This is a genomic window from Flavobacterium sp. R1_16 (assembly GCF_057652095.1).
Genome location: NZ_JBYFCG010000001.1, coordinates 555,242 through 581,712, shown reverse-complemented (window position 1 = coordinate 581,712; position 26,471 = coordinate 555,242). Strand labels below are relative to the sequence as shown.

At 35.3% G+C, this 26,471-nt stretch carries 18 protein-coding genes; 15 read left to right on the top strand and 3 right to left on the bottom strand.

Features of this window, described 5'->3' with window-relative positions:
* Window positions 1-85: 85 nt before the first annotated feature.
* Complete coding sequence (locus AC23L6_RS02555; protein ID WP_487560732.1) at window positions 86-1,957, bottom strand: T9SS sorting signal type C domain-containing protein; 1,872 nt, start codon at window positions 1,955-1,957, stop codon at window positions 86-88.
* A gap of 199 nt (window positions 1,958-2,156) precedes the next feature.
* Window positions 2,157-2,462 carry a hypothetical protein gene (locus AC23L6_RS02550; RefSeq protein WP_487570224.1) on the bottom strand — a complete coding sequence of 102 codons (306 nt, stop codon included), beginning with the start codon at window positions 2,460-2,462 and terminating at the stop codon, window positions 2,157-2,159.
* 55 nt (window positions 2,463-2,517) lie between these two features.
* Here AC23L6_RS02550 and AC23L6_RS02545 point away from each other — a divergent pair, with 55 nt between their 5' ends.
* The 14 genes from AC23L6_RS02545 (at window position 2,518) to AC23L6_RS02480 (ending at window position 24,982) form a co-directional block, all read left to right on the top strand.
* On the top strand, window positions 2,518-2,694 hold the full coding sequence (locus AC23L6_RS02545; RefSeq protein ID WP_487560730.1) for a C1orf53 family protein: 177 nt from the start codon (window positions 2,518-2,520) through the stop codon (window positions 2,692-2,694).
* Between the two features lie 68 nt (window positions 2,695-2,762).
* Window positions 2,763-4,754 (top strand): urocanate hydratase, encoded by a 1,992-nt coding sequence (hutU, locus tag AC23L6_RS02540; protein WP_487560729.1) that lies wholly within the window; start codon window positions 2,763-2,765, stop codon window positions 4,752-4,754.
* 69 nt (window positions 4,755-4,823) lie between these two features.
* Window positions 4,824-5,366 (top strand): DUF4136 domain-containing protein, encoded by a 543-nt coding sequence (locus AC23L6_RS02535; protein WP_487560728.1) that lies wholly within the window; start codon window positions 4,824-4,826, stop codon window positions 5,364-5,366.
* Window positions 5,367-5,756: 390 nt separating this feature from the next.
* Complete coding sequence (ilvD, locus tag AC23L6_RS02530) at window positions 5,757-7,436, top strand: dihydroxy-acid dehydratase (protein ID WP_487560727.1); 1,680 nt, start codon at window positions 5,757-5,759, stop codon at window positions 7,434-7,436.
* Between the two features lie 10 nt (window positions 7,437-7,446).
* Entirely contained in the window at window positions 7,447-9,195 is a 1,749-nt protein-coding gene (ilvB, locus tag AC23L6_RS02525) for a biosynthetic-type acetolactate synthase large subunit (protein WP_487560889.1), read from the top strand.
* 10 nt (window positions 9,196-9,205) lie between these two features.
* On the top strand, window positions 9,206-9,793 hold the full coding sequence (ilvN, locus tag AC23L6_RS02520; protein ID WP_487560725.1) for an acetolactate synthase small subunit: 588 nt from the start codon (window positions 9,206-9,208) through the stop codon (window positions 9,791-9,793).
* 45 nt (window positions 9,794-9,838) lie between these two features.
* Window positions 9,839-11,317, top strand: a complete 1,479-nt coding sequence (gene ilvC / locus AC23L6_RS02515; protein WP_487560724.1) for a ketol-acid reductoisomerase — start codon at window positions 9,839-9,841, stop codon at window positions 11,315-11,317.
* Between the two features lie 276 nt (window positions 11,318-11,593).
* The gene (locus AC23L6_RS02510) at window positions 11,594-12,673 is read left to right on the top strand and encodes a type I restriction enzyme HsdR N-terminal domain-containing protein (protein ID WP_487560723.1); all 1,080 of its coding nucleotides are present in this window, start codon (window positions 11,594-11,596) and stop codon (window positions 12,671-12,673) included.
* 11 nt (window positions 12,674-12,684) lie between these two features.
* Entirely contained in the window at window positions 12,685-14,127 is a 1,443-nt protein-coding gene (locus AC23L6_RS02505) for an N-6 DNA methylase (RefSeq protein WP_487560888.1), read from the top strand.
* Window positions 14,128-14,442: 315 nt separating this feature from the next.
* Window positions 14,443-14,721: a helix-turn-helix domain-containing protein gene (locus tag AC23L6_RS02500; RefSeq protein WP_487560722.1), complete on the top strand. Its 279-nt coding sequence runs from the start codon at window positions 14,443-14,445 to the stop codon at window positions 14,719-14,721.
* Complete coding sequence (locus tag AC23L6_RS02495; protein WP_487560721.1) at window positions 14,718-17,984, top strand: helicase-related protein; 3,267 nt, start codon at window positions 14,718-14,720, stop codon at window positions 17,982-17,984. Before AC23L6_RS02500 ends, AC23L6_RS02495 begins: the two co-directional genes overlap by 4 nt.
* On the top strand, window positions 17,981-19,318 hold the full coding sequence (locus AC23L6_RS02490) for an ATP-binding protein (RefSeq protein ID WP_487560720.1): 1,338 nt from the start codon (window positions 17,981-17,983) through the stop codon (window positions 19,316-19,318). The genes AC23L6_RS02495 and AC23L6_RS02490 overlap by 4 nt, the downstream gene beginning before the upstream one ends.
* Before the next feature lie 64 nt (window positions 19,319-19,382).
* Complete coding sequence (locus tag AC23L6_RS02485; protein ID WP_487560719.1) at window positions 19,383-23,021, top strand: Eco57I restriction-modification methylase domain-containing protein; 3,639 nt, start codon at window positions 19,383-19,385, stop codon at window positions 23,019-23,021.
* A gap of 2 nt (window positions 23,022-23,023) precedes the next feature.
* Window positions 23,024-24,982: an AAA family ATPase gene (locus AC23L6_RS02480; protein ID WP_487560718.1), complete on the top strand. Its 1,959-nt coding sequence runs from the start codon at window positions 23,024-23,026 to the stop codon at window positions 24,980-24,982.
* A 277-nt stretch (window positions 24,983-25,259) separates the two neighbouring features.
* On the opposite strand, the gene AC23L6_RS02475 is transcribed toward AC23L6_RS02480, so the two are convergent.
* Window positions 25,260-26,018, bottom strand: a complete 759-nt coding sequence (locus tag AC23L6_RS02475) for an enoyl-CoA hydratase/isomerase family protein (RefSeq protein WP_487560717.1) — start codon at window positions 26,016-26,018, stop codon at window positions 25,260-25,262.
* A 115-nt stretch (window positions 26,019-26,133) separates the two neighbouring features.
* Between AC23L6_RS02475 and AC23L6_RS02470 the strand changes: the two genes are divergently transcribed.
* Window positions 26,134-26,442: a rhodanese-like domain-containing protein gene (locus tag AC23L6_RS02470; protein WP_487560716.1), complete on the top strand. Its 309-nt coding sequence runs from the start codon at window positions 26,134-26,136 to the stop codon at window positions 26,440-26,442.
* The last annotated feature ends 29 nt before the right edge of the window (window positions 26,443-26,471 follow it).

Genomic DNA, 26,471 nt, shown 5'->3' with positions numbered 1-26,471 from the left:
GACAAAAGTAAAAATTAAATAAAAGTAAGCTGTAAAAAAAATCTCCTTCGCTAAAGGAGACTTATTTCAAATTTATGATGATTATCTATTTCTTCTTTACAATAACTTTTTTACTTGTCTCCAGATTATCTAAGGTTTTTAATTTGACAATGTAAACTCCATCGCTCAAAGAACTCGTTGGAAAAACATATTGGTTATTGCTGCCTAATTTTTCTTTACTAAAAATAACTTTTCCATGGATATCATAAACATAACACGATTTCATGTTTATTAATTGTGTATTAGAAATCACTAATTCATTGGATTCATTATTTTGAAAAACAGTAAAACTTTTTAAAACTTCAGCATCTGCAGTTGTTAATGATGGGTTCTTGAACGTAATTTCAAAACGATCTTTTGACTCTGAGTCAATAGTCACATCATAATATCCATTTTTGATATCATGATAAATCCCAGATAATTTATCGTAAATAAAAATATTTTCAGCCAAATCAAAATTGATCAAACTGCCTACTGTCATTTTAAAAGAGGCTCTTGAATTACATTTTAAGGCTATTGGGATTCTTTTTTCAATATCAAACGGAAGCGTACTTATCACATATTCATTTTTGCCATCTAATGGGAAATAAGTGTCGTTTGCCAAATTATTCACAGGAGACTTTGCATCTTTTCCTAAATCGTAACCATCGGTTGCATTGGTGTTAAAAGCTACAACCATTTCTTTGGTGAACTCATTATTAAGCATTGTATGAATTTTAATTTGAGGCAATCCTCGCTTGCGATATTTTGTATAATCGATACCTGCAACGTTTGGGGTTTCCTCCCAAAATTCATCATCTTTGATTTTTCTCGCAAACTGAGAATTATTTGCAACACCTTCTTTCTTAAAAACACGATAAGAATTTTTCATTACTGCTGTCCCAGTTGTTGTTGCAGATCCAAGAACCATAAAACCTTGTCCTATTGGCGAAATCATTCTAAAATAAGTTCCACCAGCTCCGGGTCCAGGTGGTATAACATTTACAGAACCATCTCCGTTATAACTTGTCCAAGTCGCAGCAGCATATACGCCTTCAGTGAAAGGATCACTAGGCAGATAAGTCCCATATCCTCCGCGATAAGCAACTAACACATGCGAATTGACAGTCGCATCTTGTTCCCAAAAATAAACCGTCCCATCCATTGCACCAGAAGCAACGTTGTCTAATATAAACATATTTAAATTTATCGCTGATGGATAAGGGTTTCCCGTTAAAGTAAGTTTATTAGCTCCTAATGATATATTGATATTCCCATCATTTGGTAATCCTCTAAAATCATAACGCTGTTTAAATCCTGTTAGGTTATTTTGAATTCCCGTACCTGTAGGTACTCCAGAAGCATCCCTACCGTCTAGAACAGTTGTATTATCAGTCCCATTTGACCCTTTCATCGTAAAACCTTCCCCTGCATTAATTGTTGAAGCAGATCCCACAGAAATCCATTGTGAATAGGCACTCGAAGATAAAAACTTAAAAACCCAACGAGACGCAATAGACAAGTTTGAATTGGATGTTGATCCGTCTAAGGTTGTTATTAACGTTGCTGGTGTACTATTGGTAAGGTCTGTAGGCCTGCTTAACATTGACACCCCAAAAGGATTTGATGTGGAAGAGGCATTCCCAACAGGTGAACACCAATAATTATAAGCATAATTATTTACTGTACCCTCTTGAAAAACAGATAATTTACCCGTTCCTTGATTTGTAGAACTTCCTGATGTTCCTTGTAATAGCTGAGATTCATTTCTTAAATAAACATTACCATCATTCTGAAGATTGATGTCTTGTTTGACATATACATAATTGTCCGCAACATACATGTAACTGTTGGGACTAACATAGAGCTGTGCAACCGTGTTTTGAAAAACAAATAATGCTACGATTAAAAGCGATAGTAAGTGAATATTTTTTTTCATAAAACGAAATATTTCACGAAATTAATCAAAAAAAACGAACAAAATCTTTTTTTTTTATCTTTGAGATGCATTTTGTCCTTTTTATCGTAAAAAACAGCCTTTAATCTGATTTTTAATACATTATGCTTTCGTGTTTTTGTCATTATATAACAAAATAACTCTGAAATTTTATTTTTTAAACTCCTTAAAAAATCAAAATCTATCCTTTCAAATACCGTGTCCAATTCCAAAAAGGTCTAGTCTGTAAATAGTCCAAATTTTCTTCATTAAGGTAAGCCTCTCTCTCAAATAGGATATTTTTATACGCCTTATTTTTGTCCTTAAAAAGGATTATTTTTAATATAAAATCTATAAAATACAACGCATAAAATGGAATAATTAACAGCTCTAATTGCTGTCTAAGATGTATTTTTTCATGATTAATTAAAACTAAATTATTGGTTTCAAAATTATCTCTAATAAGAATAAATGGAAAAAGAGCAATAGCTTTAAATCTTTTAGGCATTAAATATTTCGAAACGATTAGTATCATTATTTATAAAGTCGTTAAATTTGTATTTATGATTGACCAAAATAATGAAAATAAATTAATTGAAGGTGAAGATTATTACATCACACCAGAAGGGTATCGATGCTTTACCGAAAAACACCATTTAAACCGGGGCTATTGCTGTCGAAGTGGTTGTCGCCATTGTCCTTATGGTTTTGACAAAAAAACAGGAACTATCAAAAAGTAAACCGTTTTCAGTCATAGTTTGCCGTTTCAAACTACAAGCCATAAACTAAAAACTTCAAAAAAAGAAAAATGACTTTTCAAGAACAAATAGTACAAGGAATTCCATCGGTTTTACCAAATCCGAAGCCTTATGAAGTTGAAATAAATCATGCGCCAAAACGAAAAGAAATTCTTTCAGAAGAGGAAAAAAAATTAGCCTTAAAAAATGCTTTACGCTATTTCGAGCCAAAACATCACGCTGAATTACTTCCTGAATTCAAAACCGAATTAGAAACCCACGGAAGAATTTACATGTACCGTTTGCGTCCTGATTACAAAATGTATGCCCGACCTATTTCAGAATATCCTGGAAAATGCGAACAAGCAAAAGCTATTATGTTGATGATTCAAAATAATTTGGATTATGAAGTGGCACAACATCCACACGAATTAATTACCTACGGTGGAAACGGTTCTGTTTTTCAAAACTGGGCACAATATTTACTAACCATGAAATATTTGGCTGAAATGACAGAAGAGCAAACTTTAGTCATGTATTCAGGCCATCCAATGGGTTTATTTCCATCACATAAAGATGCGCCAAGAGTTGTAGTTACGAATGGAATGGTAATACCCAATTATTCTAAACCTGACGATTGGGAAAAAATGAATGCCTTAGGCGTTTCGCAATACGGACAAATGACAGCTGGAAGTTATATGTACATCGGTCCACAAGGAATTGTTCATGGAACTACCATCACAGTTTTAAACGGATTCAGAAAAATTAAAAAATCTCCAAAAGGCGGACTTTTCGTAACGTCAGGATTGGGCGGAATGTCTGGCGCACAACCAAAAGCAGGAAACATTGCAGGATGCGTAACCGTTTGTGCTGAAGTAAATTCAAAAATCACACACATTCGTCATTCACAAGGTTGGATTAATGAAGTGATTGAAAACATTGACGAATTAGTTCCAAGAGTAAAAAAAGCATTAGAAAATCAAGAAATAGTTTCTATTGCTTACTTGGGAAATGTAGTCGATGTTTGGGAACGTTTTAATCAAGAAAATTTATACATCGATTTGGGTTCAGATCAAACTTCACTTCACAATCCTTGGGCTGGAGGCTATTATCCCATTGGTTACACTTTTGAAGAATCGAATGATTTAATGGCTAATAATCCGACCAAATTCAAAGAAGAAGTTCAAAAAACCTTACGTCGTCATGCGGCAGCCATCAACAAACATACCGCAAAAGGAACGTATTTCTTCGATTATGGAAACGCCTTTTTATTAGAAGCTTCTCGTGCTGGCGCCGATGTGATGAACGACCATCCAACATTGGGTAGAGAATTCAAATACCCAAGTTACGTGCAAGACATTATGGACCCCATGTGTTTCGACTACGGATTTGGCCCTTTCCGCTGGGTTTGTGCTTCTGGAAATCCCGAAGATTTAGCCAAAACCGACCAAATTGCTTACGATGTTTTGGAAGAAATGATGGCAACTTCTCCAGCGGAAATTCAGCAACAAATGGCAGATAATATTCAATGGATCAAAGGTGCACAAGAAAATAAATTAGTTGTTGGTTCACAAGCTCGAATTCTTTATGCTGATGCCGAAGGAAGAATGAAAATAGCTGAAGCCTTTAATAATGCCATTGCTCGAGGAGAAATTGGTTATGTTATTTTAGGACGCGATCACCACGATGTGTCGGGCACCGATTCCCCTTACCGTGAAACTTCTAACATCTATGACGGCTCTCGTTTTACTGCCGATATGGCAATACAAAACGTAATTGGAGACAGTTTCCGTGGTGCCACTTGGGTATCCATTCACAATGGCGGCGGTGTTGGCTGGGGTGAGGTAATTAATGGTGGTTTTGGTATGGTTCTTGATGGAACTAAAGAAGCATCAAGACGCTTAGAATCAATGCTTTTCTGGGATGTCAACAACGGAATTTCAAGAAGAAGTTGGGCTCGGAACGAAGGTGCTATTTTTGCTATAAAAAGAGCGATGGAGACGCAACCTTTATTGAAAGTTACCATTCCTAATATAGTAAATGAAGATTTGTTTCAAGTTTAAAGTTTCACGTTAGTTTTAGAAAGAACTTGAAACCTGAAACTTGAAACCTAAAACTAAAATAAAAACACTATGAAAACAACAAAATTTTTACCATTACTCCTACTCTTCATTCTCGCTTCCTGTAGTTCTGTTAGAGTAGCTTCTGATTTCGATAAAAATATCGATTTTACTAAATATAAAACTTACGCCTACCAAAAAAATGGAATCGATAAAGTTGAAATATCAGACTTAGACAAAAAAAGAATTTTGCGTTCTATTGATGAAATAATGGCCAGCAAAGGCTTTACCAAAAGCGACAATCCGGATATATTGATTAATTTTTTCACCAAAGAAAGAGAACAAGTTGACATCAACCAATTCAATGCTGGTTGGGGTTACGGATGGGGATGGGGATGGAATCCTTGGATGTGGGGAGGAAACACCTCTGTGTACCGCTATGCTGAAGGCACTTTGACAATTGATTTTATTGATAATAATAAAAAAGAATTAATATGGCAAGGAATTGGTGAAGGCACATTAACCAAAAATACGAATAAGAAAGACGAAAACATCAAGGAATTTGTTTCCAAAATCTTAACCTTATATCCTCCAATACATTCTGAAAAAAAATAATTTTTCAAATCCTCCAACTATAATTTATAATCCCGATTCATTACAATCGGGATTTTTATTTTTCCGTAAATCAAACTCTTTTTAGCAAAATAAAAAATCGTAAAATAGTTTAGTGTCGTAAAATTACTTGAGTTAAAATACTGATATACTTTAACTTACAAATATTAATAATCTCTTTAACACTGTAAAGCATCAAAAAAAATAAAAAATATGCCTTATAACAATAGTATTTTCGCATTATTAATAAATGTATACAGTAACAAAGGATTTAACACTGTATCTATTAACAAAAAAATAATACAACTCTGGGGCATTAAAAAATTTAAATCATTGCTATTCAGAAAAATTCACTAGTAAAACGAAAACAATTAAGACAACTTAAATACTATCATGGAATTAAATAAATACAGTAAAACTGTAACTCAAGATCCAACTCAGCCAGCATCTCAAGCCATGTTATATGGAATTGGTTTAGATGAAACCAAATTAGCTCAACCCTTTATAGGAATTGCTTCTATGGGATATGATGGAAACACCTGTAACATGCACTTGAACCATTTGGCTTCCTATGTCAAAGTCGAAGTCAATGCATCAGATATGGTGGGTCTGATTTTTAATACTATTGGTATAAGCGACGGAATTACGAATGGTACTGATGGAATGCGTTATTCATTAGTAAGTAGAGAAATTATTGCTGACAGTATAGAAAGTGTGGTTGCAGGTCATTATTATGATGGAGTAATTGCGATTCCTGGCTGTGACAAAAATATGCCCGGAGCGATTATTGCTATGGGTAGGTTGAATCGCCCTTCGATTATGATTTATGGTGGAACAATTGCCCCAGGTAAATACCACGGAAAAGACCTTAACATCGTTTCTGCTTTTGAAGCTTTGGGTGAAAAAATTGCAGGAAAAATCTCTGAAGAAGAATACAAAGGCATTATTAAAAACTCTTGTCCAGGAGCGGGTGCTTGTGGCGGAATGTATACTGCCAATACTATGGCAATTGCGATTGAAGCACTTGGAATGAGTCTTCCTTACTCAAGTTCTAATCCTGCTGTGAGTCATGAAAAAATTGAAGAATGCAAGCAAGCAGCCAGCTACATAAAAATACTACTTGAAAAAGATATTTGCCCGAAAGACATCATGACTTTTGACGCTTTCGAAAATGCACTTACCACCTTAATTGCTTTGGGTGGAAGTACAAACGCTGTACTACACATGATTGCTATAGCAAAAAGTGTTGGCGTAAAAATTACTATAGATGATTTTCAACGAATTAGTGACAAAACTCCATTAATTGCTGACTTTAAGCCAGGAGGAAATTATTTAATGCAAAACCTACACGAAAAAGGTGGAGTGCCAATGGTTCTAAAATATCTTTTAAGTAAAGGAATGCTTCATGGAAACTGCATTACTGTTACTGGAAAAACACTTGCCGAAAATTTAAAAGACATCAAAGACATTGATTTTGAAGACCAAAACATTATTCGACCATTAGAAAAACCTCTAAAAGAAACTGGGCACCTTCAAATACTATACGGAAACCTCGCTGAAAATGGTTCTGTAGCTAAAATTACCGGAAAAGAAGGTGAAAAATTTGTTGGTCCAGCCAAAGTATTTGACGGTGAAAAAGAGTTAATTCAAGGTATTGAAGACAAAAAAATTAAAGCTGGAGATGTCGTCGTTATTCGTTATGTTGGTCCAAAAGGCGGACCTGGAATGCCCGAAATGCTTAAGCCAACCTCAGCAATTATTGGAGCTGGACTTGGAAAAAGTGTAGCCTTAATTACAGATGGACGATTTAGTGGTGGGACACATGGTTTTGTGGTAGGTCACATTACTCCCGAAGCCTATGATGGCGGAACTATAGCATTAGTAAAAGATGGAGACACCATAGAATTAGATGCTGTAAATAACAAAATACATTTGGCCATTAGCAATGAAGAATTAGAAGAAAGAAGAAAGAAATTTGTAACTCCTCAGCTAAAAGTCACCAATGGTGTACTTTATAAGTATGCAAAATTAGTAAAAAATGCCTCTGAAGGCTGCGTTACAGACGAATCATAATAGCAAGAACATGGATACATTAGAACGCTCACAAAAAGAAAACACAGATAAAAAAGCCGTAAGTACATCGGGTAGTCTAGCCGTTATTGATGCTTTATTGTCTGAAAAAGTGGATACCATTTTTGGTTACCCTGGAGGTGCCATAATGCCAATATATGATGCCCTTTTCGATTTTAGTAATAAACTAAGTCATATCCTCGTACGACACGAGCAAGGAGCCATACATGCTGCCCAAGGATATGCTAGAGTTAGCGGAAAAACTGGAGTCGTTTTTGCAACGAGCGGACCAGGTGCTACCAATTTAGTCACTGGTTTAGCCGATGCTCTAATTGATTCTACTCCACTAGTTTGTATTACTGGACAGGTTTTTGCACACTTATTAGGTACTGATGCTTTTCAAGAAACAGATATCATCAACATCACAACTCCAATTACCAAATGGAATTATCAAATAACTGATGCTAAAGAAATTCCAGAAATATTGGCCAAAGCCTTTTTCATTGCTAAAAGCGGTCGTCCTGGTCCTGTTTTAATAGACATTACTAAAAATGCTCAAATGCAACTGTTCGAATACATTGGCTACAGACCATGTATCCACATTAGAAGCTATCGACCAAAACCAATTATTCGTCAAGATTATATTGAAAAAGCAGCCGCTCTTATCAACCAAGCCAAAAAACCTTTTATCATATTTGGTCAAGGGGTTTTACTCGGGAATGCTGAAAAAGAATTTTTAGCTTTTATTGAAAAATCAGGAATCCCAACCGCTTGGACTATCATGGGAATGAGTGCAATACCAACCGATCATCCTCTTGCAGTAGGGATGCTAGGAATGCACGGAAATTATGGTCCAAATTATCTAACAAACGAATGTGACGTATTGATTGCCGTAGGAATGCGTTTTGACGATAGAGTTACGGGACGTTTAGATAAATATGCCAAACAAGCTAAAGTTATTCACTTAGATATTGACCCTGCAGAAATTGACAAAAACGTTCAAACCACTGTTCCTGTTTGGGGAGATTGCAAAGAAACCTTGCCGTTACTAACCAACTTAATTGAGAAAAAAACGCATCCTGAATGGTTTGCTGAATTTGATAAAAAAAGAGAAAAAGAAAACAACACTCTAGTTTATAAAGAACTAAACCCTACTGAAGGAGGCTTAACCATGGCTGAAGTTATTAATGTACTTAATGACTTAACAGGAGGGGATGCTGTTATTGTAACCGATGTGGGACAACACCAAATGGTGGCTTGTCGATATACCAAACAAAACATCAAAAGAAGTAATGTAACCAGTGGTGGTCTGGGCACCATGGGATTTGCCCTTCCAGCAGCCATTGGAGCAAAATTTGGAGCCCCTGAAAGACAAATCATTGCTATTATGGGTGATGGTGGGGCACAAATGAATATTCAAGAATTAGGAACCATCATGCAATACAAGCCTAATGTTAAGATTTTAATTCTTAACAACCAATTTTTAGGAATGGTACGTCAATGGCAAGAACTTTTCCATGAAAAAAGATACTCCTATACCGACATTACAAGTCCCGATTTTGTGCAACTAGCCAAAGCATATAACATTGATGGAAAACATGTTTCCGAAAGAGAAAAACTAAGAGAAAGCCTCAAAGAAATGCTAGATCATCCTAGTTCTTTCCTTTTAGAAGTGGCTGTAGTTCATGAAGATAATGTGTTTCCAATGGTTCCACAAGGAAAAGGAGTGGCAGAAATTGTATTAACAAAAGAGGAAATCTAAAATAATCCCAATGAAACAGGAATATACACTAACCGTTTATACCGAAAATCAAGTAGGCTTACTCAATAAAATAGCCATCATGTTTTCGAGGAGAAAGATTAATTTAGAAAGTTTAAACACCTCTCCAAGCGAAATAGACAACATTCACCGATTTACCATCGTAGTAGTCGAGACTGAAGAAGTAGTCAAAAATTTGGTTCGCCAAATGGAAAAATTGGTAGATGTATTTAAAGTATTTTATAATACAAATGAAGAAATTGTTTGGCAACAGGTTGCTCTATACAAAGTTCCTACTTCTGTTATTATGAAAGAAGTTAAAGTAGAACGTTTACTTCGCAAATATGGAGCTAGAACAGTGGTAATTCGGGAAGATTACACCGTTTTTGAAACTACTGGTCAGGACGAAGAAGTGAACAACTTATTGAGAGAATTAGATAAATACGGACTAATTGAATTTGTGAGAAGCTCTCGAATAGCAATTATAAAATCCAGTGAAGGAGTTCATAAAAAGGTTTTGGATATGGAGAAAAATGATCCTACCAAAAAACCAATCAATAACGAATTTTTGAATCATAAGAGTATGATTTTCGAAATGTAAACAACAAAACTAAAAACAAAATTTAAAAATTAAATCAATTTAAAAATGGCAAATTATTTCAATTCACTTCCACACCGTCTAAAAGTTCAGGAATTAGGAAAATGTGATTTTATGCAAAGCAGTGAATTTGCAGATGGAGTTACTAAACTTATTGGCAAAAAAATTGTAATTATTGGATGTGGAGCTCAAGGATTGGCTCAAGGTCAAAACATGCGCGATAGTGGTCTTCACGTAGCTTATGCTTTACGTCAAGAAGCTATAGACAACAAAAGAGCATCCTATCAAAATGCAGTTGAAAACGGTTTTGAAGTAGGAACTTTTGAAGAAATAATCCCAACAGCTGATTTGGTATCTAATTTGGCTCCAGACAAACAACATACTTCTGTTATCAATAAAATTGTTCCCTTAATGAAACAAGGAGCTTGTTTATCTTATTCTCACGGTTTCAATATTGTAGAAGAAGGCATGCAAATCCGTAAAGATTTAACCGTTGTTATGATTGCGCCAAAATCTCCAGCCTCTGAAGTGCGTCACGAATATTTACGTGGTTTTGGTGTTCCAACACTTATTGCCGTTCACTCAGACAACGACCCTAATGGCGACGGATTAGATATTGCAAAAGCCTATTGCGTAGGAACTGGTGGACACAGAGCCGGCGTTTTACTTTCTTCTTTTGTAGCTGAAGTAAAATCGGATTTAATGGGAGAGCAAACCATTCTTTGTGGTTTGTTGCAAACAGGTTCTATTTTGAGTTTCAACAAAATGGTTGAAAAAGGAATTGACAGAGGTTATGCTTCTAAATTAGTACAATACGGCTGGGAAGTAATTACCGAAGCTTTAAAAATTGGTGGTATTACCAACATGATGGATCGTCTTTCTAATCCTGCAAAAATTGAAGCTTTTAAAATATCAGAAGAATTAAAAGACATCATGCGTCCCTTATTTGTAAAACACATGGATGATATTTTATCTGGTGAATTCTCTAGAGTAATGATGGAAGATTGGGCTAACGGAGACAAAAACCTATTGAGCTGGAGAGCTGCTACTGGCGAAACCGATTTTGAAAAAACACCTGCTGGAAACTTCGACATTTCTGAACAAGAGTATTTTGACAATGCTACCTTGATGGTTGCATTTGTAAAATCTGGAGTAGAATTGGCCTACGAAACCATGACTTGCTCAGGTATTAAAAACGAATCTGCTTACTACGAATCGTTACACGAAACACCACTTATTGCTAATACTATTGCTCGTAAGAAATTGTTCGAAATGAATCGAGTAATCTCTGACACGGCAGAATACGGTTGTTATTTGTTTGACCATGCTTGTAAACCCCTTTTGACTGATTTCATGAAAAAAGTAGATACCAACATCATTGGTAAAAACTTCAACGCTACCGCAAACGGACAAGTGGACAATTTTGAATTGGTAAAAGTAAATGCAGCCATTCGCAACCACTCTATCGAAATTTGTGGTGCTGAACTTCGTGCAGCTATGACCGCCATGAAAAAAATTGTAGAATAACAATCTCTTTGTAGAATAGAAAAGCAGCTGAAAGGCTGCTTTTTTTTATGAAGTAATTTTTATGAAAAATAGTAAACGTAGCTTTGGCGAAATAAAAGCCCTTTCGATGATTTGTAGTAAAAAATTAATACATTTGGTTTTAACATAATGCGAAACAAACCTTCGCCAAGCTACCCAAAAATGGGTGTATATGCGAAGGTTTATTTCGTATATTAACAAGTTGGTGGCAATGCTATCGGACGTTTTGGGTAAAATACAACATTTAGACTTAAACGAATGAAAGGCATTAGCTACCGTAAATCGGAGAAGCAAATGCAAAAACAAACAGAGTTAATTGAATTAGGAGTTAAGAAAGGTTACATTTCTTTCACGGCAGACAACAAGAAAATAACGTATATTCAACAAGATAAAAATTACAGATTTACTGACCCAGAAGAAATTGTAAGAGCTGAATATTACGTTGAGCTTATCGAAAAATACCAATATCAGCCCAAACGAATTGATTTTGAAATAGTAGTTCCAAGAAGAACTCCGAGCGACCTTGCGGACATCGTAATTTATGAAGATGACGAAAAACTCAACCCATACATTGTAATCGAATGTAAACGTGACGGAATTTCTGATGCTGAATTTGAACAAGCAATTGAACAAGCGTTTGGCAACTCCAATTCAATTCGTGCACCATTCAACGGAACTGTTGCAGGAAATACAAGACGTTTCTTTGACGTTAAAGGCTTCGCTCCAAACGAGAGAGAAAAAAATATCATTGCCGACATTCCTGTAAATTATGGAAAAGTACAAGAGTTTCGTTTCAAAAAAGGGGACGTAAATTGGGATTTAAAACCCGTCCAAAAAGAGGAACTTATCAGACTTCTTGAAAAATGTCATAATACACTTTGGGACGGTGGAAAAATGCAACCGACAGAAGCGTTTGACGAATTGAGTAAAATCATTTTCGTAAAAGTTCGGGACGAACAAACCGCAAGAAAAAATGGAGATGCCTATGATTTTCAAATCAAAACTCACGAAACAGCCGAAAGCGTCCACAAACGTATAATTTCAATTTATGACGAAGCAAAAAAGTATGACCCTGATGTTTTTAGCGAAAACATTTTAAGCGTTCCTACCAAACTTTTTACTGTTGTCAATCACTTACAAGGTGTAAACCTTTCAAAAACCGACCTTGATACAAAAGGAGTTGCTTTTGAACGTTTTATGGAAGATTTTTTTAAAGGCAAACAAGGTCAATATTTTACTCCAAGAGAAATAGTAAACTTCATTGTCAATAGTTGCGATTTCAACAACAAAACAAAAGTTTTAGACCCTTCTTGCGGTAGCGGTGGTTTTCTTTTGTAGCTTTAGGCCATATCAGACAACAAGCAAGTGAATATTACGATGAAAATTCGCCTGAACATTACAGATATTGGCACGACTTCGCGGCAAATAATCTTTTTGGAATTGAAGTAAATGAACGAATTGCCAGAGTTGCGAAAATGAATATGATAATTCACGATGACGGACATACTAACGTGATTTGTTCGGACGCTTTGGAACTTCATTCAAAAATCCAATCCATAAACCAAAGGTTTAAAGAAAATGATTTTGATTTAATTATTACAAATCCACCATTTGGAGCAACTGTAAAAAAAGAAGAAAAGAACTATCTGGGAACTTTTGAATTAGGAAAAGACAATACCGACAAAATCCGAAAAACTCAAAAAACAGAAATCCTATTTTTGGAAAGATGTTGGCAATATTTAAAATACGGAACTGGAAAAATAGCTATTATCATTCCTGATGGAATGCTAACAAATACAACATTAAAATATGTTCGTGATTTTATGACTTCAAAATTTCAAATTGAAGCAATTATTTCACTACCACAAGTTACGTTTGCACATTATGGAGCAGGTTTAAAATCATCCATACTCATAATGCGTAAACTCGATAAAACCGAAAAATCGAAAGACTACGATATTTTTTGTGCAATTGCTAACGAAGTTGGCTATGATGCAAATGGAAGAAAAAGTAATACCGATTTAAACAACATTTTAGCGAAATACAATGAATTCTTAAAAGGAAAACATTTTTACGAAAAAGAAGTTTATGTAAAAAAATTAAGTCAACTAAACAATAACAGACTTGACAGTTATTATTATTCTCCAATGTTTGAAACAATCATTGCAGAAATCGGAAAATCAAAATACAAATTGAAACGATTAGAAGAAGTTTGTGTTGAAGACGGAATATTTATTGGCAAAACACCCTCAAAAGATAACTATTCCGAAAGTTCAAACGACCCGAAAATCGTAAAAGCAGCCTCATTGAAAACAGGCAAAGTAAATTTGGAGCTCGTAGATTTTGTAAAACCCGAATACGCACCAACTCGACTTATAGAAAATGGAGACATTCTAATTTTAGGCGCTGCACACCAAGCACAATATTTAGGAAAGAATCCTTGCATTGTTGAAATACCCGAAGAATTGAAAAATGAAGAAATTGGCTTTGTTGGGGAACTTGTAAATGTGAGAGTTGATAAGAGTAAAATTAATCCATACTTTTTACTTCAGTTATTTAATACTAAAAATTACTATTTACTCATCAACCGTGAAAAACGAGGACAAACATCTCATTTATATCCAAAGGATATGAAAAATATTTTAGTTCCAGTTCCAACAGACATAAAAGAACTGAACGAAAGTGCGGAACGATACAAAAAAAACTACTCGAAATATGAAGAGTATGTACAAAAAGCAAACAAAATTTTAGAGGACGCTTATCAAGAATTTGAAGAGAAATATTTAAACTAAAAAAAAGCACTGCCACCAACACGGGTTTGGCTCAATAGCGGTAGAATTGGTAAAATTATATTTACTACTTTTAACAAAAATTGTAACGGGCAGACAGTTCCGGTTTTCATAAATCCGCTACTGCGCCAAGCCCCAACCGTTATCGGTCAGTGTAAAAAGACAGCCAACGCACATTCAAGCACATTTGGTTTTGCCCGACACACAAAGCCGCCCCATCGCAAAACCAAAAGAGCTTGAATTTTCCCCAACGCACGGACGACAGAAATAAAAAATAAATCGTAATTTTGACGAATCTGTCAAAACAATATAGACAAAATGAATTTATTTGGAGAGTATTTAAGAAATAGACGTGAACAGCTAGGACTTCCATTGAGAAAAGTTGCAGCTGAACTCGACATTGACACTTCTATTCTAAGCAAAATTGAACGCAATGAAAGAGTGGCGACAAAGGAAATGTTGCCGACACTTGCTAAGACTTTAGAAGTTCAAGAAAAAGAAATACAAATTGAGTTTATCCAGTCGACTATTTTATCTGAACTTGGAGATTTGGAGTTTTTGACTGATGGGCTTAAAAATGTATTGAAGAAAATATGAGCACGAAATTTTTCACCAACGAAGAACAGAATACTCTTCTAAAAAAAATAGAAGGTATTTTCAAACATAAAAACATCCATTTCTTAGATGCTTTGGTTGGTTACTTCCGTGCATCAGGATATTTTCAAATTCGTGAATTTGTTGAGATTGCTCAAGAAATAAGAATTCTTGTAGGTATCAACATTGACTCTTTGGTTTATCAAGCCAATCAGCAAGGAGTTTTATTTGACGGTGATGCAGAAAAGGCACAAGAAGAATTTTTTCAGGAAGTAAAAAAGAATATCCAAGAAGCTGAATACGACAAGACCGTTGAAAATGGTATGATACAATTGATTAAGGACATTACCACTGGAAAAGTAAAAATCAAGATTCATCCGAAACAAAACATTCACGCAAAAATTTATATTTTCAGAGAGCAAGAAAAACACGACCACGGCTACGGTTCTGTAATTACTGGTTCAAGTAACTTAACTGATGCAGGACTTTCTAAAAACTTTGAATTCAATGTTGAATTAAGAGATAATTCAGACATTGATTTTGCAACCAAAACATTCGAAAAACTATGGGATGAAGCCGTTCCTGTTGATATTGACAGTATTGAAAAACTCCAAAAAGAAACTTACTTAAACGACAATTACACACCTTATGAAGTTTATCTGAAATTTCTGATTGAGTATTTTGGAAAAAGTATTGAGTTTGATCCAAACTCTATTTCTGATTTGCCAAAAGGTTTCAAAAGACTTTCATATCAAGTGGATGCCGTAAATGATGGTTTCACAAAATTAATGAAACACAATGGTTTTTTCTTGGCTGATGTTGTCGGACTTGGAAAAACAATTGTGTCAACCCTAATCGCTAAAAAATATTTTTACACCAATGGTTTTCCAGAACACCGTTCAAGAACACTAATTATTGTACCACCAGCATTAAAAGAAAACTGGGCTGAAACAATTGAAAAATTCAACTTAGACAATGTAAAAATCATCACAAACGGAAGTTTGCATAAAATCAATGATGCAACGATTTATGATTTAATAATTGTGGATGAAGCACACAAATTCCGTTCTGATACAGCAGGAATGTATAATGACTTGCAAAAGATTTGTAAAACACCAACAAGAAGAGTTATGCCTGACGGCAAAACCGTTCCTAAGCGTGTTATACTCGTTTCTGCCACTCCATTGAACAACAGACCCGAGGATATTGCTAACCAAGTTTATCTTTTTCAGGACAGCAAAGAATCAACGCTTGAAACAGGAAACTTACAGCACTTTTTTAGAAAAGAGATAATTGACCCCTATAAGAAATTAAAGGACGAACCAGATATTGCCAAAGTTCAAGCGGGTGTAAAAAAGATTTATGAAAAAGTGAGAACCAAAGTTATTGAACCGCTTATTGTTCGAAGAACAAGAACGGATTTAATGGCTCACGAACTTTATTCCAATGACCTTGAAAAACAAGACATCAAATTTCCAAAAGTAAAACAGCCTAAGAAAATACTTTATGTGCTTGAACCACACTTGGAAGATTTGTATGATAAAACCATTCACGTTCTTAGCCACGAAACGCAAGGGTTGAAATACAATCGTTATCGAGCTATTGGCTTTTTAAAGCCGCATAAAAAGAACAAGTATAAACAAGCGGATATGATTTCGGCTCAATTAGCCAAGATTATGAAAACGCTTTTAGTAAAAAGAATTGATAGTAGTTTTTTCGCTTTTAAACAGTCGCTTTTCCGTTTTACAAAAGCCACCGAAGCAATGGTTACTATGTTTGAAAATGGTCGCATCTTCATTGCTCCAAATTTGCCTGTTTCGGATATGATAAACGAAGGCAAAGAAGAAGAATTAATGGACTTGGTTTTAGAAAAATCTATTGAAGACCCAACCATTGATATTTGTGAACCTGATGATTTTGAATATGATTTCTTACCCGGTCTACAGCACGACTTAAGACTGCTTAAAGAATTATCGGCAGAATGGGAAAAAATTAATGAAGATCCAAAACTTGAAGTGTTTATTGAATATTTGAAAAACACTCTATTGAGCAAGTCAATAAATCCACAATCTAAGTTGGTTGTGTTTTCTGAAAGCAAAGAAACTACAGTCTATTTAGAAAGAGAACTTCCAAAACATATTTCAGCAAGTATTATATCTGTCGACAGTAAATCCAGAAAAGACCGAATGCCAGCGGTTCGCAAAAACTTTGATGCCAATTTGCCTAAAGTCGAGCAAGAAAATAATTACAGCATTATTCTAACAACAGAAGTATTAGCTGAGGGTATCAACTTGCACCGTTCCAACGTGATTGTGAATTATGACACGCCTTGGAACTCTACCCGATTGATGCAACGAATTGGTCGTGTTAACAGAATTGGTTCAACGGCTGATGAAGTTCACGTTTTCAACTTCTATCCTACAGCTAAAGTGAATAATGATATTGAGTTGGAGAAGAAAGCCATTATGAAACTGCAATCTTTTCACGCCGCATTGGGTGAGGACAGTCAAATATATTCGCCTGATGAGGAAACAGAAACTTTCGGACTTTTCGACAAAGAAATGGAGGAAGAAAAGGACGAAAAATTGGCTTACTTGATGATGATTAGAGATATCAAGGAAAAAACACCAGGTGTTTTCAAGCAAATAAAAAATATGCCTTTCCGTGCCAGAGTAGGACGAAAAAACAAAGACCTGAATCAAAGTACCATCTGTTACATCAAAGACAGTAAACGTGATGCTTTCATTTTAGTAAAAGATAATGAAGAAACGGAAGAGCTTACCTTTTTGGAAACTGTAAAGATTTTTGAAGCAGAAGTTTTAGAAAAGGCTATTGCGTTGCACTCAAAACATCACGAACAAGTTCAAGCAGGGATATTGTTGTTCTCTGATTTGCTCGAAAAAGAAAAAGCTAAGGATAAAAAAATTGATACGACCCAAGGTCCGAATGAGAAAAAAGCAAATGCTTATTTGGATGCAATGCTTAATCTTCCTTTGGTGAATGAAGAGGAAAGAGCCTTAATAATAAAGGCTAAAGAAGCTTTACGTCAAGGTCGTTTTCAAAATCTGCAAAGAGACATCAACAAGTTTCAACGCACTTTGAAAAAATTCCCTTTGAAGCCTGCAATCATTTTAGAAAAGGTAATCGAAATCCTAAAAGACTACCCTTTAATGAATGAGGAAGCGGAACAGGAATTCGAGAAGAAAATTGTAAGGGTTAAAACCTTGAATCCTGAAATTATTATCACTGAAAGTTTTAGTCAATGAGTCAACATACCAAAGAACATCAAAATATAGAATGGAAAGAGTCTTGGCACAATGACTACTTCAAATGGATTTGTGGTTTTGCCAATGCTCAAGGTGGAACCCTGTTTATCGGAATTGATGACAAGGGTAACACCAAACATTTGGATAATGCCCAAAAACTCTTGGAAGACTTGCCCAATCAAGTAAGGGATCTTTTAGGCTTGATGGTAGATGTAAACTTGCATACAGCAAATGGTGCTGATTATTTGGAGATTGTAGTAGAACCCTACCCTTTTCCAATCAGCTTACGTGGCAAGTATTATTATCGGTCTGGAAGTACTTTACAGGAATTAAAAGGTGCTGCCTTAGCAAAATTTCTATTGCAACGACAAGGCAAAAAATGGGATGGAGTACCTGTTCCTAATATTACCACAGACGACTTAAAAAATGACACTTTTGATTTCTTTCGAAAGAAAGCTACCAAAAGTAAACGACTAGAACCTGAGGATATAGACGGAACCAATCAAGAACTTTTGGAAAGTTTACAATTGTATCTGGAAGAAGAAAAAATGCTCAAAAGAGCCGCTATTCTACTTTTTCATCCCAAACCCGAAAAATATGTAACAGGTGCTTATATCAAAATTGGCTTTTTTGAAAACGAAGCAGATTTGATGTATCAAGATGAAACTCACGGAAATTTGTTTGAGCAAATTGAGAAAACAATGGATTTGCTCTTTACCAAATACATCAAAGCTTTGATAAGCTATGAGGGAATTTCTAGAGTTGAAACCTACGAATATCCTAAAGAAGCCATCCGAGAGGCTTTATTGAATTCAGTGGCTCACAAAGATTACTCAGGTGGTGCACCTATTCAAATTAAAGTATTTAAAGACCGAATAATGATTTGGAATGATGGGCAATTGCCTGATAATTGGACAGTGCATAATCTCTTAAAGAAACACGCTTCAAAACCTTATAACCCTGATATAGCCAACACGCTTTTCAGAAGTGGCTATATTGAATCTTGGGGAAGAGGTATTGAAAAAATGATGAACTATTGCAAAGAAGCAGGTATTCCAGAACCAAACTATTCTTTTGAAGGCTCTGATTTTTTAGTTGAGTTTAGAAAGGATATTTATCACAAAGAGTATCTAACCGAATTGGGTTTAAATGAAAGGCAAATCAAAGCGGTACTTTTTGTAAAAGAAAAAGGGAAAATTACAAATAGTGATTATCAGGAATTGAATGATATTGGTAAAACAACTGCCACAGAGGAATTATCGCAGTTAGTTGAATTTGAAATTTTTAAAGCACCAACTATGAAAGGTAGAGGAGCAAAATATGAATTACAATAATTGGCCAGTAATTGGCCGAATTGGCCGGTAATTAGCTTTTAAATAGAAGAAATGTGATTAGACAATGAAAGAAAAAGACTTAAAACATAGATTACAGCAAACTTTCGACTTCTCCATTTGGAAGGAGATTTTGCCTTTGTTTTTCAAAAAGATTGACTATTTCAGTCATCCTGAAAATGTGTTTCTAAATGATGAAAAAGTCATTGACGGTAAACAAATCGGTACGGTAAAACTGGATGACGGAAAGCAATTGGCTATTTTCACGGTAGAAGTTGCCGACAGCATTAGCATTGTTCGCAACCGTCAAGGTTTGCGGGAAATTGCAGCCAAACACATCGACCAAAACATCATTCACGGGGCTTTGGCATTTTTCTACAATAAAAACCAAGCAGATTACCGTTTTTCATTCATAGCCAAAGAAGCTAGTATTGATTTAGAAACAGGTGAACTCATCAAAGGCGAAACCAAACCTAAACGTTACACTTACTTATTGGGTGGCAATGAAGCCTGCACTACACCTGCAAAGCGAATGTTGGTATTGGCAGACAAAAAAGAAAAGGGCGAAGTAAACATCAAGGAACTGAAAGAAGTGTTTTCGGTGGAAACTCTGAACAAAGACTTCTTTAAAACCTACAAAGCACACTACGAGAAATTTGCCAAACATTTGGCGGATGAAAACAATCCGTTTAGAGCCAAACTGATTGATACCGAAAAAGAAACCAAGGACAAAGAAGAAAAACCCATTCGTGATTTTGTCAAAAAACTTTTAGGTAGAATCGTTTTCCTCCAATTTTTGGAAAAGAAAGGTTGGATGGGTTGTGATGCCAACACCCTTGAATGGACTGGAGGACACCCACGTTTTATGTATCAGTTGTTTGAAGATTTCAGTAAGCCTGAAAAATTCCACAGCCAATGCCTGACTAAGTTGTTTTTTGAATCCCTGAATACCAAAAGACCCAATGACATTTTTGAGGTAAAAGGACTCAATGGCAAACTGAACGGTTCTCGTGTACCTTACCTAAACGGAGGTCTTTTTGAACCCGAAAAAAACAAAGCCACTTTAGACATTGACTTCCCAGCCGATTTTTTCAAGGAACTGTTAGAATTCTTTGACCAATTCAATTTCACGATTGACGAAAACAGCCCAGACGACCACGAAGTAGGAATTGACCCAGAAATGCTTGGGCATATTTTTGAAAACTTACTAGAAGACAACCGAGACAAGGGAGCATTTTATACTCCCAAAGAAATTGTGCAGTATATGTGCAAGGAAAGTTTGATTCAGTATTTGCTCAATACATTTCAAGAGCAAAAAGACATTGAACAGTTTATTCGCTTTCATACCGTTTCACCTTTATTGGCTGAAAAAGAAAATGCCATTTTACTCAATAAAAAACTGGACGATATTAAAGTCTGTGACCCTGCCATTGGTTCAGGTGCTTTCCCGATTGGAATGTTGCAAGAGATTTTTGAAGCTAAACGCTTTATTTATCCATACCTAAAAACCAATAAAGACTTTAAGCCAGCCGAAGTAAAAAAGAACATCATACAAAATTCCATTTATGGCGTGGACTTAGAAAAAGGTGCTGTTGACATTGCCCAACTTCGTTTTTGGCTTTCGTTAGTGGTTGATGAATTGAACCCACACCCTTTGCCCAACTTGGATTATAAGATTATGCAGGGCAATAGTTTGTTGGAGCATTTTGAAGGCATTGAATTAGGCAAAGTTGCGTTGTTTGAAGAACCAAAGGTTCGGATAATTGAACCTACACTTTTTGAAGAACCCAAAGCAGATTATGGTTTTTCAAAAGAGAACAGAAATAACATAAAAGAATTGATTGCTGATTATTTTAAAGTAGAAGAAAAAGAACAAAAAACTTCTATTCACAAGCAAATAGATTCAATAGTGATGGATCATATTGATAAGTCCTTAGAGTTTTTTGAGAATAAACTGTTGATCGAAATTGCTACTTATGAAAAGCAATTAGAAAGCAAAACATCAAACTTAAGTCATGCCCAAAAAGACCAGTACTTTCAGAAAAGCAAAGAAGTAAAAGAAATAGAAAAACGTCAAGCTCAACTACAAAGCAAAACAGCTGCACGCAAACGTTTATTAGAATTTGAAAACACAGACGAACGACCTTATTTCCTTTGGCATTTGTATTTTATGGATGTATTTGACAAAGGCGGTTTTGATGTAATGATTGGTAATCCACCTTATATACAATTGCAAAAAATGGGCAAAGAAACCGACATTTTACAAGATGCAGGTTTTGAAACCTTTGCACGAACAGGCGATATTTATTGTTTGTTTTATGAAAAGGGAATTGATTTGCTCAAAAAGAATGAAGGTATCCTTTCTTATATTACTTCAAACACTTGGATGCGAACCAAATTTGGCGAAAGTCTGAGAGACTATTTTACAACAAAATGCAACCCTGAAATTTTATTAAATTTTGAAGACACGCAAATTTTCCCTTCTGCGACTGTAGAAGTAAATATCCTGATTGCAAAGCGTGAAAGCTGGAACAAAAAATTGGAAGCCGTTGCTGTAAAAGGTGACTACAAGGTTGGTACTTCTATCAACGACTACTTAACTAAAAATGGAATTTTTCTCAATGATTTGTCGAAAGAAAGTTGGGTAATTCTTTCAAAATCTGATTATGAAATAAAGAACAAAATTGCGGAAACAGGAACACAACTAAAGGACTGGAAGATTGAATTTAATAGAGGTTTCCTTACAGGACTTAATGACGCATTTTTTATTTCAGAAGAGCAGAAAGACACATTTATTAAAAGAGATTCAAAAAATGCTGATATAATTAAGCCTCTTTTAAGAGGTCGTGAGATAAAAAAATACGGATATTCTTTTAATGAAAATTATGTATTATTTCCGCACAACGGTACTAAAGATAAAGCACGAATTCAAGTAGAAAAAGATTATCCAGTAATATATGAACATCTACTAAAATTTAGAGATAAAGACTCTGAATTAGTCAAGCCAAACAATAAAGGTGAAATACAAACTTTAATTGAACGGTCTGACCAAGGCGACCATTGGACAAATTTGAGGAATTGTGCTTACATTGACGCTTTTGAGAGTGAAAAACTTGTTTGGCTTTCTATTTCAGACAAACCTGCTTTTGCATTTGACAACAAAGGTATGCACGTAACCGCACCTGCTTATATAATGATAAGCCATTGCAATAAATATTTGATGACGGTTTTAAATTCCAAAACAATGGAATGGTATTTAGATAAAGTTTCATCTTCAACAGGAGTTGGAACCAATCAGTGGTCAAAAATATTTGTGGAACAATTGCCAATTCCTGAATTGGAAGAAACAGCTAGAAAACCTTATGAAAACATCGCTGAATATCTCATTTACCTGAACGATCCGAAACAAGAATCAGTTTTAGAAAAAGTGAGTAACGAAGCTGTTAGCCAAGTTTTTGAAGACTTGGTAAATATGATGGTGTACGAACTGTACTTTGAAGAAGAAATGAAAGCCAAGGAAATAGATGTGTTGCAATTTGTAACCGAAAGGGCATTTCCAGACCTTAACAAAGCAGAAGACCCAAAAGCCACCATACAAAAAGTGTATTATGAGTTGCAACAAAAGGACAATCCCATTCGCAACCGTATTTTGGTAGCCAGCAGCCGTAGTGAAACCATTGCAAGAATTAACGCAGCAACAAGTTAGCAATGAAAAGAATAAAAGAATTACATATCAATAATTTCAAGTTCTTTCCAGCAACAGAACCTATTAAAATAGATGGAAAGAATATTTTGCTTTATGGTGAAAACGGTTCTGGAAAGTCCTCTTTTTATTGGGCATTATACACCTTATTGGAAAGTTCGCAAAAGTCTGATGCAACCCAAATTCAAAAATATTTCAACAAACTAAACCCACAAAGTTTAGTCAACATTCACGCCACAACAGATGCGGCTGGTGTAGACAATAGCTTCATAAAAATCGTGATGAATGACGATTCAGATTTTGAAGTAAGTCATCAAAATACAGCAATAAACACAAGCGACCAAGCAAAAGAAAGTTTACTTGCTAGTGATTTTTTGAATTACAGACTTTTACAGCGTTCACATTCCGTAAAACACAGTGAAGAAGTTGATTTATTTTCAATGTTCGAAGATGCTGTTTTAGGCTATGTACAATTTACTGATACCAATTGGCATAATGAACTGGGTGTTGGCATTCAATTACGCAATGCAGGTTCTATTTATAAAATTGTAGAACGTGGCCCAGATAAAACATATCCAAAGAAAAATGGCGAATTAGGATTTCCGCAAAAGGCTGCACATAATGCGGCATATACCGAATTCAATAATTTAGTTGAACGCTTTGAACGAGATTTAGGGACTTTAATTCAAAACATCAATCAAAGAGTTAATCCAATTATTCAAGATAAACTGAAATTCAAAATAACTTTTCATCTTGAATTAGTAAAGGTTTCAGCACACAAATTATCTGAAGCCAACTATTCCAAACCAAATTTTGCAATTCGTTTAAGAATAGACGATTTTAATGGTACAGGTCCAGTTTTAAAACCTCAATCATTTTTAAATGAAGCCAGACTTTCAGGAGTTGCTTTAGCAATTAGATTAGCCATAATGGAAAGGCGTATTCAAGATGCACCAGTAAAAATCCTTGTGCTTGATGATTTGATGATAAGTTTGGATATGTCCAATAGAGACAAAATTGTAAAATTAATTTTAGATGAATATGCGTGGTTCTATGATATAACAGAACCAGTTGAAGCTAACAGAGACAAAGGGCATCAAACTTTTATTCTTACTCACGACCGTTCATTATTTACATTCATAAAAAACGATATTTCAAATCTTCCAGCAAACAAAAAAGATACTTGGAAACTCATTGAAATGTATGCAGATGATATTGATGATACTGACCCAAATAGTTTTGAAAAGCCCAAAGTGTTTTATGAGCAAAATGATTTAGCAATAGCAGTAAAGCATTACAAACAACACGATTATCCAGCAGCAGCGAACTATATCAGAAAATATTCGGAAGAAATATTTTGCAAATGGCTACCAGAATATTGTTGGAAAGACAAAGAAAGCAGTGAGAAAAGCAACAATAAAATGCCTTTTCAAAACATTTTGGAGAATTCCATAAATGTTTTTTGGCCAAGATTTGGTGCAGTTCCGCCTTTGTATTTAGAATTAAAGAAATATTTGCGAATTCTTCTTAATCCATTAAGTCACGCTGATGTTGGAGTTGAAAGATACAAAGGAGAAATAAAGAGGGTAATTCAAGTTGTTGAAGCCATTGAGAAGCTACATAAAGAAAATTCAATTGAAGTAATTGTTGCAGGTGGTGAAGAAATTCAAATCAGACAGACAAATGCAGCAGGGGATTTATTCAAAGGAATTTACGAACTATCTGATTCTTTGTACAAACTGACAGACCAAACTGGAGCAATCCAATATTCAACATTTACTGGCAGAATTATAGGTTGGGAAAAAGTTGATGCATTAGCAGTTGTTACAAATGGGACTTTCAATAATAAACCTAAAAAGACAATGCAAGAGAACCATACTGATTTTATGACTCTAAACACTTTGACAGGTTCAGCAAACTGGTTGGACGACTTGTATAAAATGGACGGAACAAAATTAATCTAAGAAAATGCCATCGCTTCACAGACACACACATTGCCAAGCCGCACAAGCCAACGCTACAACCCAAGCTTGGCAAAGAGTGTGTCTGTCCAACCGCACCGTAAAACCGACAGACAACCAAGCGGACAAAGAAGAACACCGAACCGATAACAGCGGTTTTGCAAAAAAGCGGGTTCAGTGGTTAATTGAGCATTCTACCTCGCATCAACTTTTGTGGTATGTTGACAGTTTTGTGCTCCGAAATCCGCTTCTTCGCAAAGCCGCAAACCGTTATATATCCTTATTCTTTACTAAACTTTTTCAAGGTTTCTTTTGTAAAATCAGATAGGACTAGTCTTCCGCTTATGTCTGCTCGCTCTGCCAGAAGTACATCCCAGTTTTCAGTTCCTGACCAAAATACTTTCTTGGCCTCTCGCATGGCTTCTGGATTGTAACTGCATAAACTTGTTGCTAAGGTGTGTACAGCAACATCTAATGCCTCACTATTTTCATACACATCTCCATACAATCCTTTCTCTCTTGCCCAAGAAGCCTCAAAAAAACGATTGGCATCAAGAGTAAGTTGTGATACTGCCGAAATGCCCATCTTGCGTTCTACAACTGGGCTCACTACAAAAGGGCCTATGCCAATGGTAAACTCACTTAATTTTATCGCTGCCTGTTGTGTTGCCAAACAATAATCGGTTGCAGCAGCAATGCCTACTCCTCCTCCTACTGTTTTGCCTTGCACTCTGCCAATAATAAATTTTGGACATTTGCGCATGGCGTTAATCACATTAGCAAAACCAGAGAAAAATACTTTACCATCATTGACATTATTAATCTGAACCAACTCTTTAAAACTGGCTCCGGCACAAAAGGTTCTATCTCCACCACTTTTCAAAACGATTACTTTTATGGTATCATTGTTTCCAGCTTGAATAATGGTTTGAGTCAATTGATGTAACACATCTGATGGCAACGAATTATGTTCAGGATGAAAAAATTCGATAGTAGCAATTTCGTTATGTATTTCCTGTTTTACGTAGGCTTCTTTCATCTTTACTCTTTTGTGATGCTGTATCAAATATAGAATTTATTTTTGGCTAAGGTAACTTTTGTTACAAATTTATTACTGTGAGCAGGCTACATTTGCCCCATAAATACATAAAATTATGGGATTATTAGATTTTTTAAAAATAGGTAGTAAAGCAGACAGTATTCAAGAATTTGTTGCAAAAGGAGCTCTAATTATAGATGTAAGAACGCCATCTGAATTTGCTGGAGGACATATAAAAAACTCCAAAAACATTCCTTTAATTGATCTTGAAGACAAAATAGGAGAAATTAAAAAAGCGAACAAACCAGTAATTGTTTGTTGCCTCTCAGGAATGCGTAGTGCTCAGGCTGCGTCCATCTTAAAACAAAATGACATCAACGTTATTAACGGTGGTGGTTGGAAAAGTTTGGAAAGTAAACTTTAAAGAAAAAGGGCTTCAAATTGAAGCCCTTT